This window comes from Actinomadura livida, from assembly GCF_014648675.1.
GTDB lineage: Bacteria > Actinomycetota > Actinomycetes > Streptosporangiales > Streptosporangiaceae > Spirillospora > Spirillospora livida.
Genome location: NZ_BMRO01000013.1, coordinates 146,029 through 163,167 on the forward strand (window position 1 = coordinate 146,029; position 17,139 = coordinate 163,167).

The 17,139-nt window shown below is 73.6% G+C and carries 15 protein-coding genes; 12 read left to right on the top strand and 3 right to left on the bottom strand.

Annotation, left to right across the window (positions count from 1 at the left end):
- Positions 1 to 102 precede the first annotated feature (102 nt).
- The 6 genes from IEZ03_RS28340 (at position 103) to IEZ03_RS28365 (ending at position 7,120) form a co-directional block, all read left to right on the top strand.
- Positions 103 to 843 (top strand): redox-sensing transcriptional repressor Rex, encoded by a 741-nt coding sequence (locus IEZ03_RS28340; protein ID WP_184889357.1) that lies wholly within the window; start codon positions 103 to 105, stop codon positions 841 to 843.
- Positions 844 to 889: 46 nt separating this feature from the next.
- Entirely contained in the window at positions 890 to 2,602 is a 1,713-nt protein-coding gene (locus IEZ03_RS28345; RefSeq protein ID WP_184889355.1) for a glutamyl-tRNA reductase, read from the top strand.
- 118 nt (positions 2,603 to 2,720) lie between these two features.
- Positions 2,721 to 3,590, top strand: coding sequence for a hydroxymethylbilane synthase (hemC, locus tag IEZ03_RS28350; protein WP_184890961.1), 870 nt, complete (start codon positions 2,721 to 2,723; stop codon positions 3,588 to 3,590).
- A gap of 107 nt (positions 3,591 to 3,697) precedes the next feature.
- Complete coding sequence (locus IEZ03_RS28355; RefSeq protein WP_373293692.1) at positions 3,698 to 5,296, top strand: bifunctional uroporphyrinogen-III C-methyltransferase/uroporphyrinogen-III synthase; 1,599 nt, start codon at positions 3,698 to 3,700, stop codon at positions 5,294 to 5,296.
- A 64-nt stretch (positions 5,297 to 5,360) separates the two neighbouring features.
- Positions 5,361 to 6,344, top strand: a complete 984-nt coding sequence (hemB, locus tag IEZ03_RS28360) for a porphobilinogen synthase (protein WP_184889353.1) — start codon at positions 5,361 to 5,363, stop codon at positions 6,342 to 6,344.
- A 131-nt stretch (positions 6,345 to 6,475) separates the two neighbouring features.
- Positions 6,476 to 7,120, top strand: a complete 645-nt coding sequence (locus IEZ03_RS28365) for a bifunctional DNA primase/polymerase (protein ID WP_132043296.1) — start codon at positions 6,476 to 6,478, stop codon at positions 7,118 to 7,120.
- Here the strand turns inward: IEZ03_RS28365 and IEZ03_RS28370 are convergent, their stop codons facing one another.
- Positions 7,121 to 8,836 carry a serine/threonine-protein kinase gene (locus IEZ03_RS28370; RefSeq protein WP_184889351.1) on the bottom strand — a complete coding sequence of 572 codons (1,716 nt, stop codon included), beginning with the start codon at positions 8,834 to 8,836 and terminating at the stop codon, positions 7,121 to 7,123. It abuts the gene before it with no gap.
- A 240-nt stretch (positions 8,837 to 9,076) separates the two neighbouring features.
- On the opposite strand from IEZ03_RS28370, the gene hemL reads away from it, so the two are divergent.
- Complete coding sequence (gene hemL / locus IEZ03_RS28375) at positions 9,077 to 10,372, top strand: glutamate-1-semialdehyde 2,1-aminomutase (RefSeq protein ID WP_184889349.1); 1,296 nt, start codon at positions 9,077 to 9,079, stop codon at positions 10,370 to 10,372.
- A gap of 18 nt (positions 10,373 to 10,390) precedes the next feature.
- On the opposite strand, the gene IEZ03_RS28380 is transcribed toward hemL, so the two are convergent.
- Positions 10,391 to 11,281, bottom strand: a complete 891-nt coding sequence (locus IEZ03_RS28380; RefSeq protein WP_184889347.1) for a dihydrodipicolinate synthase family protein — start codon at positions 11,279 to 11,281, stop codon at positions 10,391 to 10,393.
- A gap of 5 nt (positions 11,282 to 11,286) precedes the next feature.
- On the bottom strand, positions 11,287 to 12,252 hold the full coding sequence (locus IEZ03_RS28385) for an EamA family transporter (protein ID WP_184889345.1): 966 nt from the start codon (positions 12,250 to 12,252) through the stop codon (positions 11,287 to 11,289).
- A gap of 73 nt (positions 12,253 to 12,325) precedes the next feature.
- Between IEZ03_RS28385 and IEZ03_RS28390 the strand changes: the two genes are divergently transcribed.
- From IEZ03_RS28390 to resB, 5 genes are all read left to right on the top strand, one after another.
- Positions 12,326 to 13,252 (top strand): LysR family transcriptional regulator, encoded by a 927-nt coding sequence (locus IEZ03_RS28390; protein ID WP_184889343.1) that lies wholly within the window; start codon positions 12,326 to 12,328, stop codon positions 13,250 to 13,252.
- An 85-nt stretch (positions 13,253 to 13,337) separates the two neighbouring features.
- Entirely contained in the window at positions 13,338 to 13,976 is a 639-nt protein-coding gene (locus IEZ03_RS28395) for a histidine phosphatase family protein (RefSeq protein WP_184889341.1), read from the top strand.
- Positions 13,977 to 14,021: 45 nt separating this feature from the next.
- Entirely contained in the window at positions 14,022 to 14,612 is a 591-nt protein-coding gene (locus IEZ03_RS28400) for a TlpA family protein disulfide reductase (RefSeq protein ID WP_184889339.1), read from the top strand.
- 13 nt (positions 14,613 to 14,625) lie between these two features.
- A complete protein-coding gene (locus IEZ03_RS28405; protein WP_184889337.1) occupies positions 14,626 to 15,369 on the top strand; it encodes a cytochrome c biogenesis CcdA family protein in 744 nt (247 codons plus the stop codon).
- Between the two features lies 1 nt (position 15,370).
- Entirely contained in the window at positions 15,371 to 17,137 is a 1,767-nt protein-coding gene (gene resB / locus IEZ03_RS28410) for a cytochrome c biogenesis protein ResB (protein ID WP_184889335.1), read from the top strand.
- Positions 17,138 to 17,139: the final 2 nt, after the last annotated feature.

The window sequence follows — 17,139 nt, forward strand, 5'->3', positions numbered from 1 at the left end:
CGGGGCGGTCGGAAAGCGGTGTGAGGCCGCCTGCCGGACCGCGCCAGACCGGGGCCGCGGGTCCGCGTCCCCGTGCCCAGCGACGAGCCCGAAGAGCAGGCCGTGACACCTCGACAGAACCGATCCCGCGACCGCGCGGGCCGCGGCATCCCGGAAGCCACCGTGGCGCGGCTGCCGGTGTACCTGCGCGCGCTGACCGCGCTGCAGGAGCGCGGCGTCGCCACCGTGTCCTCGGAGGAGCTGGCGGCGGCGGCGGGCGTCAACTCGGCCAAGCTCCGCAAGGACCTCTCCCACCTGGGCTCGTATGGGACGCGCGGGGTGGGGTACGAGGTCGAGTACCTCGTCTACCAGATCTCCCGCGAACTCGGCCTCACCCAGGACTGGGTGGTCGCCATCATCGGCGTCGGTAACCTGGGCCGTGCGCTGGCCGGGTACGGCGGCTTCGCGTCCCGCGGCTTCCGCGTCGCGGGGCTGCTCGACGCGGACGAGGCCATCGTCGGCCAGGAGATCTCCGGGATGGTGGTGGAGCACATCGACCGGCTGGAGGACATCATCGCCGACCACGGCGTGTCCATCGCCGTGATCGCGACCCCCGCGGGCGCGGCCCAGGGGGTCTGCGACCGCGTGGTGGCCGCGGGCGTCACCAGCGTGCTGAACTTCGCGCCGGTCGTGCTCTCGGTGCCGGAAGGCGTCGACGTGCGAAAGGTCGACCTGTCGATCGAACTGCAGATCCTTGCGTTCCACGAGCAGCGCAAGGCCGGGGGACCGGACGGTCTCGCCCCCCTCCAGGAGGGGGACCCGCCTCCCGGTACGTCACAGTATGTGGAAACTGTAGAGGCATGATCGGGGCAGTCCGACCGGGTAACCAGGGAGACGCGGGAGAGGCCATATGAGCATTCTGGTCGTGGGACTCAGCCACCGGAGCGCACCCGTCGCGGTGCTGGAGCGCGCCGCGGTGGCCGGAGACGACCTGGTCAAGCTGCTGCACGCCGTCCACAGGTCCGTGAACGTCGCCGAGACCGCCATCGTGTCGACGTGCAACCGCGTCGAGATCTACGCGGTCGTGGACAAGTTCCACGGCGGCGTCTCGGCCATCTCCGAACTGCTCGCCCTCCACTCCGGCATCCCGCTGGACGACCTGTCGCGGCATCTTTACGTCCACTACGAGGAGCGGGCCGTCCAGCACGTGTTCGCGGTGGCGTGCGGCCTGGAGTCGATGGTCGTCGGCGAGGGCCAGATACTCGGGCAGATCCGGCAGGCGTTCCGGCTCGCCAAGGACGAGGGCACGCTCGGCCGCGCCCTGCACGACGTCCTGCAGCAGTCGCTGCGGGTGGGCAAGCGCGCCCACCACGAGACCGGCATCGACAAGGCGGGCGCGTCCCTGGTCAGCGTGGGCCTGGAGGTCGCCGTCCGGCACCTCGGGCCGCTGGACGGCGTGCGCGCCCTGGTCATCGGCGCCGGCTCGATGAGCTCCCTGGCCGCGGCGACGCTGAGCCGCTCCGGCGCCCGCGAGGTCGTGGTGGCGAACCGCACCCACGAGCGGGCCGTGCGGCTCGCGGAGTCGCTGGACGTGCCGTCCCGGGCGGTCGAGCTGTCGCTGCTGGACGCCGCCATAGCCGAGGCCGACCTGGTGGTCTCCTGCACCGGCGCGACCGGCGTCGTGCTGACCGCGGCGCAGCTCGCGGCGCGGGGCGTCGGCTCCGACGGGCGCAAGCGCTTCCTGCTCGACCTGGCGCTGCCGCACGACATCGAGCGGGAGGCCGGCGACCTGCCGGGCGTCCGGCTGGCCGGGCTGGACGACCTGCGCACCGAGCAGGAGGCGGCGCAGGCCATCGGCCCGAAGGCCGTCGAGGCCGTCCGGCGGATCGTGCGCGAGGAGGTCGAGGCGTTCCTCGGCGCGGCCCGCGCCGCCGCCGTCGCCCCGACGGTCGTCGCGCTGCGCAGCAAGGCCGCGGATGTCGTGGAGGCGGAGCTGAACCGGCTGAGCGGCCGGCTCCCCGAGATCGACGAGCGGGCCCGCCGGGAGATCGGCCAGACCGTCCGGCGCGTCGTGGACAAGCTGCTCCACGCGCCGACCGTCCGGGTGAAGGAGCTGGCGGCGGCGCCGGGCGGCGACTCCTACGCCGACGCGCTGCGCGAGCTGTTCGACCTGGACCCGAAGGCGCCCGAGGCCGTCGCCCGCGCCGACATGGACGCCGACATGGACGCCGACATCCACGAGGACGAGCCGGCGGCCGCGCCGGACTGGAACGCTTCGGCCCCCGCGGCCCGTCCGGCCGCCGAGGTTGACGCCGAGTGCGCCGAAGCCGATTGTGTGAGCATCCCGTCCCCGCCCGAGGGCGCGCGAGGGACCGGCACGGACGACGCGGCCCCGGGCACCGCCGCCCTGGGCAACTCCGCCATGGGCAACGCAACCGTGGACAACGCAGCCATGGGCGACGCAGCCGTGGACGACGCGCGCACGGACGAAGTGAGCGTGCGCGACGTCAACGCCCACGAGCTGGAGGGCGTGCGCGCGGAGACGGTGAACGCGCAGGCCGCGAGCGTCCGGGCCGTCAGCGCCGGCGACGCCGTCGCGGCGCGCGAAGGAGACACGACGTGATCGCGGGCGGCGGCGCCGCCCGCCGGGAGCCGAGCGGAGCGAGCCATTGAGTCAGGGATTGAGCGGTCGGCCGGGCGCCACCGGGGGCCCGCTGCGGCTCGGGACCCGGAAGAGCCTGATGGCGACGACGCAGTCGCAGCGGGTCGCGGACCTGTTGACGGAGCGCACGGGGCGTGCCGTCGAGCTGGTGGGGGTAACCACCCAGGGTGACGTCTCCAAGGCCCTGGTCGCGCAGATGGGCGGGACCGGGGTCTTCGTCAACGCGCTCCGCGACAAGATCCTCTCCGGCGAGGTGGACTTCGCGGTGCACTCGCTGAAGGACCTGCCGACGTCCGAGACGCCCGGGATCGCGCTCGCCGCGACCCCGGCCCGCGACGACCCGCGGGACGCGCTGTGCAGCCCGGTGAAGCTCGCCGACCTGCCGCACGGGGCGCGCGTCGGCACCGGGTCGCCGCGCCGCATCGCGCAGCTGCGGGCGCTGCGTCCCGACCTTGAGGTCATCCCGATCCGCGGCAACGCCGACACCCGGCTGGCGAAGGTCACCGACGGGGATCTGGACGCCGTCGTGCTCGCGCACGCGGGCCTCCGGCGGATCGGGCGGGTCGAGGCGGTCGGCGAGGTCTTCGACACCGACCAGATGCTGCCCGCGCCCGGACAGGGCGCGCTCGCGCTGGAATGCCGGTCCGACAGGGCAGACCTCCTCGAACTGCTTGGAACGGTCAACGACGCCGCGACCAGGAGGGCCGTCACCGCCGAGCGGACGATCCTCGCCGTCCTGGAGGCGGGTTGCTCCGCGCCCGTGGGGACGTACGCTGCCGAAGTAGAAGAAGAACTGCATCTGACGGCGACCGTCGCCGCGTACGACGGGAGCCGGCAGATCAGGCTGTCCGCAAGCGGCCACCCGGATGCCGCCGAGCAGATCGGCCGCGACCTCGCGGACCGGCTGCTCGCGCAGGGGGCCGACCAGTTGATGGGGGAGCGCGATTGAGCCCCGCCGCGAAGAGCACCGCCGCCAAGAGCACCGAGGCGAAGAGCACTGAGGCGAAGCAGACCGAGGCGAAGCACACCGAGGCCGAGAACACCGAGGTGACGGACATCGAGGCGACGAGCACCGGCGCGACGAACGAGCCCGCCGCGGCGCCGCCCGCGCTCGGCACCGTCTCGATCGTCGGGATGGGGCCGGGCGACCCGGGCCTGCTGACCCTGCGCGCCGCGGCCGAGCTCGGCCGCGCCGACACGGTGATCGTGAGCCGTGCCCAGTGCCCGGAGGAGATCCTCGCCCACTGCCGCCCCGACGTGGAGATCATCGACTCGGCGGAGGGCGACCCCGTCCGGTTCGCCTCGCGCGCCGCGAAGGCGGGGCGGCGGGTCGTCCGGCTGGTGAGCGGCGACCCGGGCCTCGGATGCGGGCTGGCCGCCGAGGGCTCCGCGCTGGCCAAGGCCGGTGTCCCGTTCGAGGTCGTGCCGGGCGTGTCCGCGGTGACGGCCGTACCCGGGTACGCGGGCATCCCGCTGACCGACGCCGACCACCGCGAGATCCGGGTCGTGGACGCCTCCGAGGGCGGGGTGGACTGGGAGCGGTTCGCCGCCCCGGACAGCACGCTCGTGATCATGGGTGCGGAGCACGCGGTGGCCGAGGTGTGCAAGGGCCTGGTCGCCGCCGGGCGCCCCGACTCCACGCCCGCCGCGATGACGAGCCTCGGCACGACCACCGAGCAGGAGACCGTCGTGTCGACCCTGCAGAAGCTGGCGTCCGCGTCCAAGGGCATGGAGGCGCCCGCGCTGATCATCGTCGGGGACGTGGTCGGCTGGCGCGACAAGCTGTCCTGGTTCGAGACCAAGCCGCTGTTCGGGTGGCGGGTCCTCGTGCCGCGGACGAAGGAGCAGGCCGCGTCGCTGTCGGACCAGCTGCGCGGGTACGGGGCCGTCCCCGACGAGGTCCCGACGATCTCCGTCGAGCCGCCGCGCACCCCGCAGCAGATGGACCGCGCCGTCAAGGGCCTGGTCACCGGGCGGTACGAGTGGGTGGTGTTCACCTCCACCAACGCCGTCAAGGCCGTCCGGGAGAAGTTCGTCGACTACGGCCTCGACGCCCGCGCGTTCGCCGGGCTGAAGGTCGCCGCCGTCGGAGAGCAGACCGCCGCCGCGCTGGTGGAGTTCGGCGTCCAGCCCGACCTGACGCCGTCCGGGGAGCAGTCCGGCGAGGGCCTCGCGGCGGAGTGGCCGCCCTACGACGAGGACCTCGACCCGATCAACCGGGTGCTGCTGCCGCGCGCCGACATCGCCACCGACGTGCTCATCGCCAGGCTGACCGAGCTCGGCTGGGAGTGCGAGGACGTGACCGCCTACCGGACGGTCCGCGCGGCGCCGCCGCCCGCGCCGATCCGCGAGGCGATCAAGGGCGGCGGGTTCGACGCCGTGCTGTTCACGTCGTCGTCCACGGTGAAGAACCTGATCGGGATCGCGGGCAAGCCGCACAACGTGACGGTGATCGCCGTGATCGGCCCGCAGACCGCGCGGACCGCGCGGGAGTACGGGCTGCGCGTGGACGTCATGGCGGAGAAGCCGTCCGTTTCGACCCTCGCGGCGGCGCTTGCGGAGTACGGTGCCAAGCGGCGGGCCGCCCAGATCGAGGCGGGCGACCCGCTCCGCAAGCCCAGCCAGATGCGCCGGGGCGCCCGGCGCCGCCGATGAGACCGTGACGAGACCGAAGCCGCCGGGGCGCGCCGGCGCGGAACACCCGAACCGGGAGAAGGACATGTCCGCACAGTTCCCCGTCGCCAGGCCGCGACGGCTGCGCCGCACGCCCGCGCTGCGCAGGCTCGTGGCCGAGACGCGGCTCGCGCCCGCCGATCTGGTCCTGCCGATGTTCGTCAAGGAGGGCATCACCGAGCCGCAGCCCGTCTCGTCCATGCCGGGGGTGTACCAGCACACCCGCGACAGCCTGCGCAAGGCCGCGCACGAGGCGGCGGAGGCCGGCGTCGGCGGGATCATCCTGTTCGGCGTCCCGGCGGTGAAGGACGGCACGGGCTCGGCCGCCGACGACCCGGACGGCATCGTCCAGCTCGCGCTGCGCGACCTGAGCAGCGACCTGGGCGACGCGACCGTCGTCATGACGGACCTGTGCCTGGACGAGTACACCGACCACGGGCACTGCGGCGTCCTCACCGACTCCGGCGAGATCGACAACGACGCCACGCTGGAGCGGTACGCGTCGATCGCGGTGGCGCAGGCCGAGGCGGGCACCGCGGTCGTCGGCCCGAGCGGCATGATGGACGGCCAGGTCGCCGCGATCCGCGCCGCGCTCGACGGCGCCGGCCACCCGGACATCGCGATCATGGGGTACTCGGTGAAGTACGCCTCGGCGTACTACGGCCCGTTCCGCGAGGCCGCCGAGTGCGCGCCGCGATTCGGCGACCGCGCCAGCCACCAGCAGGACCCGGCGAACGCCGAGGAGTCCCTGCGCGAGGTGCTCCTCGACCTCGACGAGGGCGCCGACATGGTCATGGTGAAGCCCGCCGGGGCCTACCTCGACGTCGTCCGCCGCGTCCGCGACACCGTGGACGTGCCCGTCGCCGCCTACCAGGTCAGCGGCGAGTACGCGATGATCGAGGCCGCCGCGGCGAAGGGCTGGATCGACCGCGAGCGCACCATCATGGAGTCCCTCCTGTCGATCCGCCGCGCCGGCGCGGACATCGCCCTGACCTACTGGGCGACAGAGGTCGCCCGCCGCCTGTCCTAGGACACTCCCTAGTCACTTTCGGTCGTATCCGGGGGTTGCCGTGCCCGGGGGTTTGCGCGGCGGGCATCATCGTTGGTCAGGAACCGCGTTAGTCGGGAACCGCGCTTCGACCTTGGGTATTGGGGGCGTACATGCTGGTGGTGTCGGGGAGCAGGCGGCAGAAGGCGGCGCGTGACCGGATGGCCTCCGCGGCGCGGCGGTACGCCGGGCTGGGCTGGCCCTCCTTCCCCGGCGCGCATCCCCCCAACGGCGGCGACCGGGCGTGCTCGTGCGACCGGATCGGCTGCCCCGACCCGGGCGCGCACCCGGTGTCGGCGACTTGGGCGCACCAGGCCAGCGTGGACACCGGCGTCATCGACCGCTGGTGGGTGAAGCGCCCCCTGGCGAACATCATCCTGCCGACCGGCCGGGTGTTCGACGTGTTCGACGTCCCGGCCGCGGCGGGCGCGATCGCGCTCGACCGGATCGAGGACGAGGACCTGCCCGTCGGGCCCGTCGCGTCCTTCGGCGGGGACCGGCACCTGTTCTTCGTCGCGACGCGCGGCGCGCCCGTGGACGAGGACGAGTGGTGGTCCTGCCACCTCGACACCCTGCCGGAGGACGTCGCGGAGACGCCGGGCATGCGGTGGCACTGCCGCGACAGCTACGTCGTGGCGCCGCCGTCCGTCCTCCCGTACGGGCGCGAGGTCAGCTGGCTGCGGCCGCCGGCCCGCGGCCCGCTCCCCGACCCCCTGCGGCTGCTGGAGGTCCTCGCCGACAGCTGCGAGGACGCCTGATCAAGCAGTACGCGGGGCCTGGATGGGCGGCTTGCGGCCCCACTTGGAGTACGAGCCGCGCATCGTCTGGTTGCGGCCGTCCTCGGCGCCCGCGCGGACCCAGAACGCGGTCGGCCGGTACCCCGGGTCGACCTTGATCGCGAAGGCCAGCTGCTGCGCGCCGGTCGCCTGCGCCATCTGCGCGTACACCGGGCCGATGCCGGGCGCCTCCGCGAGCTTCGCCGCCGGGGCCTCGCCCTCGTAGATCGTTCCCGTCTCGGTGCTCTCGCCCTTGGTGAGCTTGGTCGCCGACCGCAGGAGCGCCGTCAGGTTGCCGACCGAGCTGCCCTGGCGGACCTGGTCGGCCGCCGCCGGGTAGCCGCGCCCGCCGAGCGCCGACGCCTTCCACTGCCGGCCCACGCGCACGTAGAGCCGGTCCTGGACGATGAAGGCGCGCACCGGCTTGCGCGCGGAGCCCGTCCCCGCGAGCGTCAGCGAGTAGGACGCCTCCCCGCCCTGCGCGAGGCCGAACGTCCCCTTGGCCGTGGCGGGGAAGCCGCAGCAGCCCGACTGCCGGTAGCTGAACAGCGCGCCGGGGGCCTGGTTGACGGCCTGGTCGATCTGCGCGACGAGCGGCGCCGGGTCCACGCCGCCGACGGGCAGCGAGGGCTGCGGTGTGCTGCTCTGCGCGGGCGCCGGGTCGGGCGGCGGCTTGTCGTCGCCCCGCAGCAGCGTCATGGCGCTCGCGCCGGCGCCGGCGACCACGAGGACGGCGACGCCCGCGAGGACCCAGCGCCCGCGGGACCCGCCGCCACCGGACTGCTTGCCCGCGACGATCGGGTTGCGGCCGCTGGCGCGGGCCGGCTTCGGCTTGGGCGGCTCCGGGTACGCCGCCGCCTGCGCGGCGAGCTCGGTGAGCCGCCCGCGGCCCTGCGCCTCCCAGGACGGGCCGTACGCGGAGACGGCCGCGTCCTCCAGCGCGCCGAGGAAGTCGGCGACGGACCGGGGCCGCTGCGCCGGGTCCTTGGCGAGGCCCTTGTGGATCAGGTTGCGCAGCGGCCCGGGGACCTCCTCGGCGGGCACCGGCGCCTCGCGGTGCAGCCGCGCCATGTTCCGCCCGGCGTACGGGGGCCGCCCGGTGAGGCATTCGTAGAAGACCGCGGTGGCCGCGTACAGGTCGGTGGCGACGGTGGCGGGCGCGCCGTCCCACAGCTCGGGCGCGGCGTACGGCGGGGCGGACTGCGCCTCGGTGCCCGCGGGCGCCGTCGCGAAGTCGGTGAGCCGCGCGTTGCCGTCCGCGTCCACGAGGATGTTCGCCGGGCGCAGCGCGCCGTGCACGACGTCCTGGTCGTGCGCCGCCGCGAGGCCGAGGAGCGTGCCGCCGAGCATCGACAGGGCCGCCAGGGGGCCGCTGGGGCCCTGCGCGGCCAGGACGCGGCGCAGGCTGACGCCCTCGGCGTACTGCATCACGATCGCGGCGCCGTCCGGGGCCTCGACGAAGTCGTACAGGTCGACCACGTTGGGGTCCTCGATCTGCGACAGGCTGCGCGCGGACGCGCGGTACCGCACGAGGAACGCCTCGTCGCCGGCGAGCGCGCCGTCGAGGTACTTGATCGCGACCTTGGTGCTGGTCAGGTCGTCGGTCGCCAGCATCACCCGGCCCGAGGCGCCGCCGCCGAGCTCCCGGTCGTGGGTGAAGCCCGGGACCGTCCAGCCGTCAACCACGTTGAAAGCCATCCCTCCGATACGGCCTGTCAGATGAGTACGGCCGGTGAGTACAGCCGGTGAGTGCGGGAGGCGCCGTGAGACCGTGAGCGAGACAGGGCGCCGATGTCGTACTTGGTGGAATATCGGCCCGTACCGTGCGAGGTCAAGGCAAGTCGCCGAACTGCAACGGACTGACTGCCTCATTTCGCTCGCGGCGGGGCGCCGGCGGGCGCGCACGGCGCCCCGGACGGGGATGGTTCACTGGACCGCGTGACTGGTATTGAGCGCTCGCAGCAGTTGTTCGACCGTGCCGCCGGGCTCGTGCCCGGGGGCGTCAACTCGCCGGTGCGGGCCTTCGGGGCCGTGGGTGGCACGCCCCGCTTCATGGCGTCGGGGCGCGGCCCGTACCTGACGGACGCGGACGGCAACGAGTACGTCGACCTGGTGTGCTCGTGGGGGCCGATGATCCTCGGGCACGCGCACCCGGCCGTCGTCGAGGCGGTGCGGGACGCGGCGGGCCGCGGCACGTCCTACGGGGCGCCCACGCCGGGCGAGGTGGAGCTCGCCGGGGAGATCGTGGCGCGCACCCCGGTGGAGAAGGTCCGGCTGGTCAACTCGGGCACCGAGGCGACGATGTCGGCGATCCGGCTGGCGCGCGGCTTCACCGGCCGCACCAAGATCGTGAAGTTCGCCGGCTGCTACCACGGGCACGTCGACGCGCTGCTCGCCGCGGCGGGCTCCGGCGTCGCCACGTTCGGCCTGCCCGACACGCCGGGCGTGACGGGCGCGACGACCGCCGACACGCTGATCCTGCCCTACAACGACGTCACGGCGGTGGAGACGGCGTTCCACGACCACGGCACCGACATCGCCTGCGTCATCACCGAGGCGGTGCCCTGCAACATGGGCGTGGTGCCGCCGCTGGACGGCTTCAACGCGCTGCTGAAGCGGCTGTGCGAGCGGTACGGCGCGCTGCTGGTGATCGACGAGGTGCTCACCGGGTTCCGGGCGTCGAAGTCCGGCTGGTACGGGATCGAGGGCGTGCCGGGCGACCTGATGACGTTCGGGAAGGTGATGGGCGGCGGGCTGCCCGCCGCCGCGTTCGGCGGCCGCGCCGACGTCATGGACCGCCTCGCCCCCGCCGGTCCCGTCTACCAGGCGGGCACGCTGTCGGGGAACCCGCTCGCCACCGCCGCCGGGCTCGCCACGCTCCGCAACGCGACGGACGAGGTGTACGCGGCGATCGACCGGTCGGCGGAGCTCGTGTCGAAGGCCGCGTCGGAGGCGCTGACCCGGGAGGGCGTCCCGCATTCGGCGCAGCACGCCGGCAACCTGTTCTCGATCTTCTTCACCCGCGGCGAGGTGGGCGACTTCGCCGCCGCGCAGCACCAGGACTCCAAGGCGTACGCGGCGTTCTTCCACGCCGCCCTGGAACGCGGCGTCTACCTGCCGCCGTCGGCGTACGAGGTGTGGTTCCTGTCTGCGGCGCATGACGAGGAAGCTCTGGGACGGGTACTGGACGCCCTTCCCTACGCAGCCCGAGCCGCGGCCCGCGCAGCGTCCTGAAAGGCGTCCAGCGTCGTCCTAAACGCCTTCTAGGGCGAGTGCAGGGAGCGCGTGGAAGGCGGCCAGGGCCGTGGAGACCGATCCAGGGTCCGGTGCGAGCAGCGGAGCGCGCACCGCGGGTTCGTCGATCACGCCCACCTCGGCGAGGCACCCCTTGAGGACGGCCGGGGCCGGTTCGCTGTACAGCGCCTCCGCCAACGGGAACAGCGCGTTGTGGAGCGCCAGCCCGCGCGCCGCGTCGCCGTCGCGCGCCGCGGCCGCCAGCGCGGCGTAGGCGGCCGGCGCGAGGCAGGCCGACGCGGCGACGGCGCCGGCCGCGCCGAGCTGGAGCATCGGGAAGACGTACGCGTCGTCCCCGGCCAGTACCGCCTTGCCCGTACCGGTCGCCAGCAGGGCGAGGGTGTCGCGGTCGATGGCGCCCGCGCAGTGCTTCATCCCGGCGACGGAGCCGAGGGACAGCAGCCGGACTAGGGTGTCGGCCGCGAGGTGCTTCCCCGTCCGGTACGGGATGTTGTACGGGAGGATCGGCACGTCCACGGCGTTGCCGATCGCGGCGAAGTGGTCGAGGACGGCCTCGTCCGACGGGCGCAGGTAGTACGGGACGACGACGAGCAGCGCGTCGGCCAGCGGGGCGCGTTCGCGGGCCTGCCGGATCGACTCCGCGGTGCACATCGTCCCGGCGCCGGCGATCAGCGGCGTGCCGTGCTCGATCGACACGGCCCGGCACACCTCCAGCACCGTGTGCTGCTCGGCCGGGCTCAGCATGGCGGCCTCGCCGGTCGTGCCGAGCGCCACCAGGCCGTCCGCCCCGTTCCGCAGGCAGTGGACGGCGAGCCGTTCGAGCGACGCGGTGTCCACCTCGCCGGACGGGGTGAACGGCGTCACGAGCGAGGCGTGGATTCCGTGCATCAGTCTCACCTTGTCTCCGCGAGCTTGACGTCGGCGGGGGGCAGGTCGGTGGGTGGCAGGTCGGTGGGTGGCAGGTCGGTGGGCGGGGCGGCGGCGCGCTGCCGCAGGCGGACGGTCCCGGCGGCGACGCCCGCGACGACGAGGACCGCGCCGGTGAGCCGGGCCGCGTCCACCCGCTCGCCGAGCAGGACGACCGCGGAGAGGAGCCCGAACGGCGGGACGAGCAGCGAGTACATGGCGACCGTGCTGGCCTCGTACCGGCGCATCAGCCAGCCCCACGCGCCGAACCCGCCGAGGGTCGCGGCGTAGGCGATGAACGCCAGCGAGGAGACGCCCGCGACCGACAGGTTCCGCGCCGCCTCCGGGACGGCGCCCGGCCCCTCGAAGAGCAGCGAGAGGGCGAAGAGGGGGAGCGGCGGCACCAGCGAGACCCACACCATGAACCCGAACGCGTCGACCGGCCCGGTGGCCGCCTGGTTCGTCCGCCGCATCGCGATGTTCGCCAGGCCCCAGCTCGCGGCGGCGGCGAGGCAGACGAGGAACGCCCCGGCCGGGCCGCCGCCATCGGACTGCGCCATGCCGATGAGCGCGACGCCGCCGAACGCGACGACCATGCCCGCGACCTGCCGGGCGCCCAGCCGCTCCCGCAGCAGCAGCGCCGCGAACAGCGCGGTGAAGATCGCCTGCACCTGGAGGACGACCGACGCCAGCCCCGCCGGCATCCCCATGTGCATGCCGATGAACAGCAGGCCGAACTGCCCCACCCCGAGCGGCAGGCCGACCAGCACGAGCCAGCGCGCCGGCACCGGCGGCCGCCGCACGAGGAAGACGGCGGGCACGGCCGCGGCCGTGAACCGCAGCGCCCCCATCAGCAGCGGCGGGAAGTCGTCCAGCGCCACGCTGATCGGGACGAAGTTGAAGCCCCACATCGCGGCGACCAGCGTGGCGAGGAGGACATGGCGTGGGGTCATGCGTCCGATCGTCGTCGGCGACTTGCTTTAGGGCAAGCGAGAATTTCTTGACGTTTCGTTTTAGTATTGCTTCATGCTTGATCTCGAACGGCTGCGCGCGCTGCACTCCGTCGCGACCTACGGCTCGGTCAGCGCGGCCGCCGACGTCCTGCACGTGACGACCTCGGCCGTCTCCCAGCAGCTCGCGAAGCTGGAGCGGGAGACCGGCCAGAAGCTCCTCGAGCGCAACGGGCGCGGTGTCCGGCTCACCGACGCCGCCGAGCTGCTCGTCGCGCACGCCGAGCGCATCCTGTCGCTGGTGGAGCAGGCGCAGGCCGACCTGGAGGCGCACCGCGGCTCCGTCGTCGGGCAGCTCACCGTCGCCGCGTTCCCGACCGCGGTCCGCGGGCTGATGCCCGCCGCGCTGGGCATCCTGCGCGCCGACCATCCCGACCTGCGCATCCTGGTCCGCGAGGAGGACCCGAACCAGAGCATGCCGCTCGTGTCGCGCGGCGACTTCGACATGGCGGTCGTCCAGGACTGGAACAACGAGCCGCTCCCGCTGCCGGAGGGCCTGTGCAAGGGCGTCATCTGCGACGACGTCGCCGACGTGGCGCTGCCCGCCGGGCACCCGCTCGCCGGCCGCGACGCGATCGACCTCAAGGAGCTGGCCGGCGACCCGTGGATCAGCTCCTCCCCGGACAGCATCTGCTGCGACTGGCTGCTGCGGACGCTCCGCGCCGTCGACAGCGAGCCCCGCATCGAGCACATGGTCTACGAGTTCGCCTCGCAGCTGTCCCTGGTCGCGGCGGGGTTCGGCAACGTGATCCTGCCGCGGCTCGGCCGCTGCGACGTGCCGCCGGGGGTGGCGGTCGTCCCGCTGGCCGACCCCCTGTCGCGCCGGGTCTACGCCCTCTGGCGCGAGGAGGCCGCCCGCCGGCCCGCGATCCGCGCCGTCGTCGGCGCGCTGCGCGCCGCCGTGCCCCCCGGCATCCCCGTTTTCACCGACGCCTCCGCTTGAGTCGCCCGCCCGACCCGCCCGCCCCGCGGCCGCGGGTGGACCGGTGGGCCGGGGGAGGGGGCGGCGAAGGTACCCTGACCTCGCGATGACTGACAAGACGATCGTTCACCTGATGCGGCACGGCGAGGTGCACAACCCCGAGGGGATCCTTTACGGGCGGTTGCCCGGCTACCGCCTCAGCGAGGACGGCGTCCTCATGGCGAAGGCCGCCGCCAAATGGTTCGCCGACCGGGACGTGGCCGCACTGTTCTCCTCGCCGATGCAGCGGGCGCTGGAGACGGCCGCGCCGCTCGCCGACTCGTTCGACCTGCCCGTGACCGTGGACGACCGTCTCATCGAGGCCGACAACCACTTCGAGGGCCTGACGTTCGGGGCCGGGGCGGGGTCGCTGAAGCGTCCCGAGCACTGGTACCACCTGCGCAACCCGTTCCGCCCGTCCTGGGGCGAGCCGTACCGGGCGCTCGCCGCACGGATGCGCGGCGCCGTGATCAGGGCGCGGGAGGCGGCGCGCGGGCACGAGGCCATCTGCGTCAGCCACCAGCTGCCCATCTACACGCTGCGGCTGCACGCCGAGCGCCGCCGCCTCTGGCACCTGCCGAACAAGCGCGAGTGCTCCCTCGCCAGCGTCACCAGCCTGACGTTCAACGGCAGCCGGCTCGTGGAGGTCGCCTACAACGAGCCCGCCGCCGGGATCGCGAAGGGACCCAGTGTCCCGGGTGCCTGACGGCGCCGGTAGATTGTGTACTACGTCCTGTAGTAGGAGGGTCCGTTGAGCCCCCGAGTCTCCCCACCGCGCGCGGCCGCCGCCGCGGTCGCGCTCTGCGCGCTGCTGGCCGGCTGCGCCGGGACCGGCGCGGCCGGGAGCGGGCCCGGCGGTGACGACAACCGCTTCATCTCGGGCGACGGGAACGTCACCGAGTACAAGCCCGCGGACCGCACGAGCGTGCGGGGCGTCGGCGGCGAGCTGCTGACCGGCGAGCGGTTCGAGCTGTCGGACTTCCAGGGCAAGGTCGTGGTGGTCAACTTCTGGGCGTCCTGGTGCGCGCCGTGCCGCGGCGAGGCGCCGTCGCTGCAGCACGTCTACACGGAGAAGAAGGACGAGGGCGTCGAGTTCCTCGGCGTCAACTTCAAGGACTCCAAGCCCAACGCCGAGGCGTTCGAGCGCAAGTTCAAGATCACCTACCCGAGCCTGTTCGACGCCGGCGGCCAGGTGACGCTGGCGTTCCGCGAGGTGCCGCCGAGCGCGATCCCGAGCACGCTCGTCCTCGACCGGGAGGGCCGGGTCGCCGCCCGCGTCATCGGCGCGACGACCGTCTCCAAGCTCGCCCCGCTGGTCTCCAAGGTCTCCGCCGAACGATGAGCACGGCGGACCAGTGAGCTCGGTCGACGATACGGTCGTCAGCGGGTCGCTCGTGGCGGCGGCGCCGCTGGCGGCGCTCGCCGGGCTCGTGTCGTTCGCCTCGCCGTGCGTCCTGCCGCTGGTGCCCGGCTACCTGTCGTACGTGACGGGCATGTCCGGCGTCGAGCTGGCCGAGCAGAAGCGGGGCCGGCTGCTCGCCGGCGTCCTGCTGTTCGTCGCGGGCTTCAGCGTCGTGTTCGTCAGCTACGGCGCCGTCTTCGGGGGGCTGGGCCGGTGGCTGCTGGAGTACCAGGAGCCCATCACCCGCGTCCTCGGCGTCATCACGATCCTGTTCGGCCTCGCGTTCATGGGGTTCGTCCCGGGGCTGCAGCGGACGGTGAAATCGGGACGGCTGCCCGCGGCCGGGCTCGCGGGCGCGCCGCTCCTCGGCGTCCTGTTCGGCCTCGGCTGGACGCCGTGCATCGGCCCGACGCTCGGCGCCGTGCAGAGTCTCGCCGTCACGGAGGCGAGCGCGGGGCGCGGCGCACTACTGTCGCTGGCGTACTGCCTCGGTCTCGGGCTGCCGTTCGTGGCGGCCGCGATCGGCTACCGCCGGGCGCTCGGCGCGTTCGGCGCGGTGAAGCGCCACTACCCCCTGGTCATGCGGATCGGCGGGGGGATGCTCGTCCTCATCGGGGTGCTGCTGGTGAGCGGCCTTTGGGGTGACCTGAACATCGAGCTGAAGTCGTGGATCAGCGGCTTCCAACCGGTGATTTGAGATGACTGACTACCAGGGCACGGAAACCACGGACACGACCGGCGCCGCCACCGGCACCGCCGACACGGCGGACACGGCCGACGCCTCGGGCACCCGCGCGCCCGCCGCGCGGCAGGCGCCGGGGGAGACGCCGCGTCCCGCAGGCATCGGCCCGCTCGGCTGGCTGCGCTGGGCCTGGCGGCAGCTCACCACGATGCGCACGGCGCTCATCCTGCTGTTCCTGGTGGCGCTCGGCGCGGTGCCCGGGTCGATCCTGCCGCAGCGCGGGCAGGCGCCCGAGCAGGTCGCGGCCTACCTGGAGGACCACAAGACCGCGGGTCCGTGGCTGGACCGGCTGTCGATGTTCGACGTGTTCGCCGCGCCCTGGTTCGCGGCGATCTACATCCTGCTGTTCGTCTCCCTCGCCGGCTGCGTCGTCCCGCGCGCGTTCCAGCACTACCGGTCGATGCGGGCCCGGCCGCCGGCGGCGCCCCGGAACCTCGGGCGGCTGCCGCAGTCCGCGAAGTACGAGACGGACGCGTCCCCCGAGGACGTCCTCGCCGAGGCGCGCAAGGTGCTGCGCGGACGGCGGTTCCGCGTGGACGTGGCGGGCGGCGCCGCGTCCGCCGAGAAGGGCTACCTCGGCGAGACCGGCAACCTGCTCTTCCACGTCTCGCTGCTGGCGCTGCTGTTCGCGCTCGGCCTCGGGAACCTGTTCGGCTACCAGGGCAACGTGCTGCTGACCGAGGGCAAGACGTTCGCCAACTCGCTGAGCCTGTACGACCAGTTCACCCCCGGGCGGGCCTTCGAGGACGGCGAGCTGGCCCCGTTCACCCTCACCCTGGACGACTTCAAGGCCGAGTACGAGACCGAGGGCGACAAGCGCGGCCAGGCCACCGCGTTCAACGCCGACATCCGCTACCGCTCCGGCCCGGACGCCGCCGAGAAGCCGTACGACCTGCGGATCAACCATCCGCTGAACGTCGGCGGGGCGAAGGTGTACCTGCTCGGGCACGGCTACGCGCCGGTCTTCACCGTGCGGGACGCCGAGGGCGACATCGCGTTCCAGGACTCGGTGCCGTTCCTGGAGATGGAGCCGCGGAACCTGACGTCCGAGGGCGTCATCAAGGTCCCGGACGCGCAGCCCGACCAGCTCGCCTTCTACGGGATCCTGTGGCCGACCGCGATGGCGAGCCAGGACGGGAAGCAGATCGTCTCGGGGTTCCCCGCGCCGCTGCGCCCGGTCGTCACGATCACCTCGTTCAAGGGCGACATCGGCCTCGACTCCGGAACCCCCCAGTCGGTCTACAAGCTGGAGGGGCTCGGCGAGACGCTGCACCCCGTCAAGGACGGCCAGAAGCTCCTCGAACCGGGCGAGACGTTCGACGTGCCCGGCGGCGGCTCGATCACGTTCGACGGGCTGCGGCAGTACGTGACGCTCTCGGTCAACCGGGACCCGGGACGCATCCCCGCCCTGGTCGCGGCCATCCTCGCGGTGCTGGGCGTGGCGGCGTCGTTCATGGTCCGGCGGCGCAGGGTGTGGGTCCGTGCGAGCGCCGCGGAGGGCGGGCGTACGGTGGTCGAGGTCGGTGGCCTCACGCTGGGGAACCCGACCCCCGAGTTCGACGAGATCGTGACCGCGCTGCGCGGTCCGCAGCACGAGCCCGGCGACGGGCCCGACGACGAGTCCCACCAGGGGCCCGATGAGGGGCCCGGTAGCGAGTCCGAGTCCGAGTCCGAGCCCGACGCCGACCGCGGATCCGGTCCGGCGACCGAACCGAAGGAGTGACG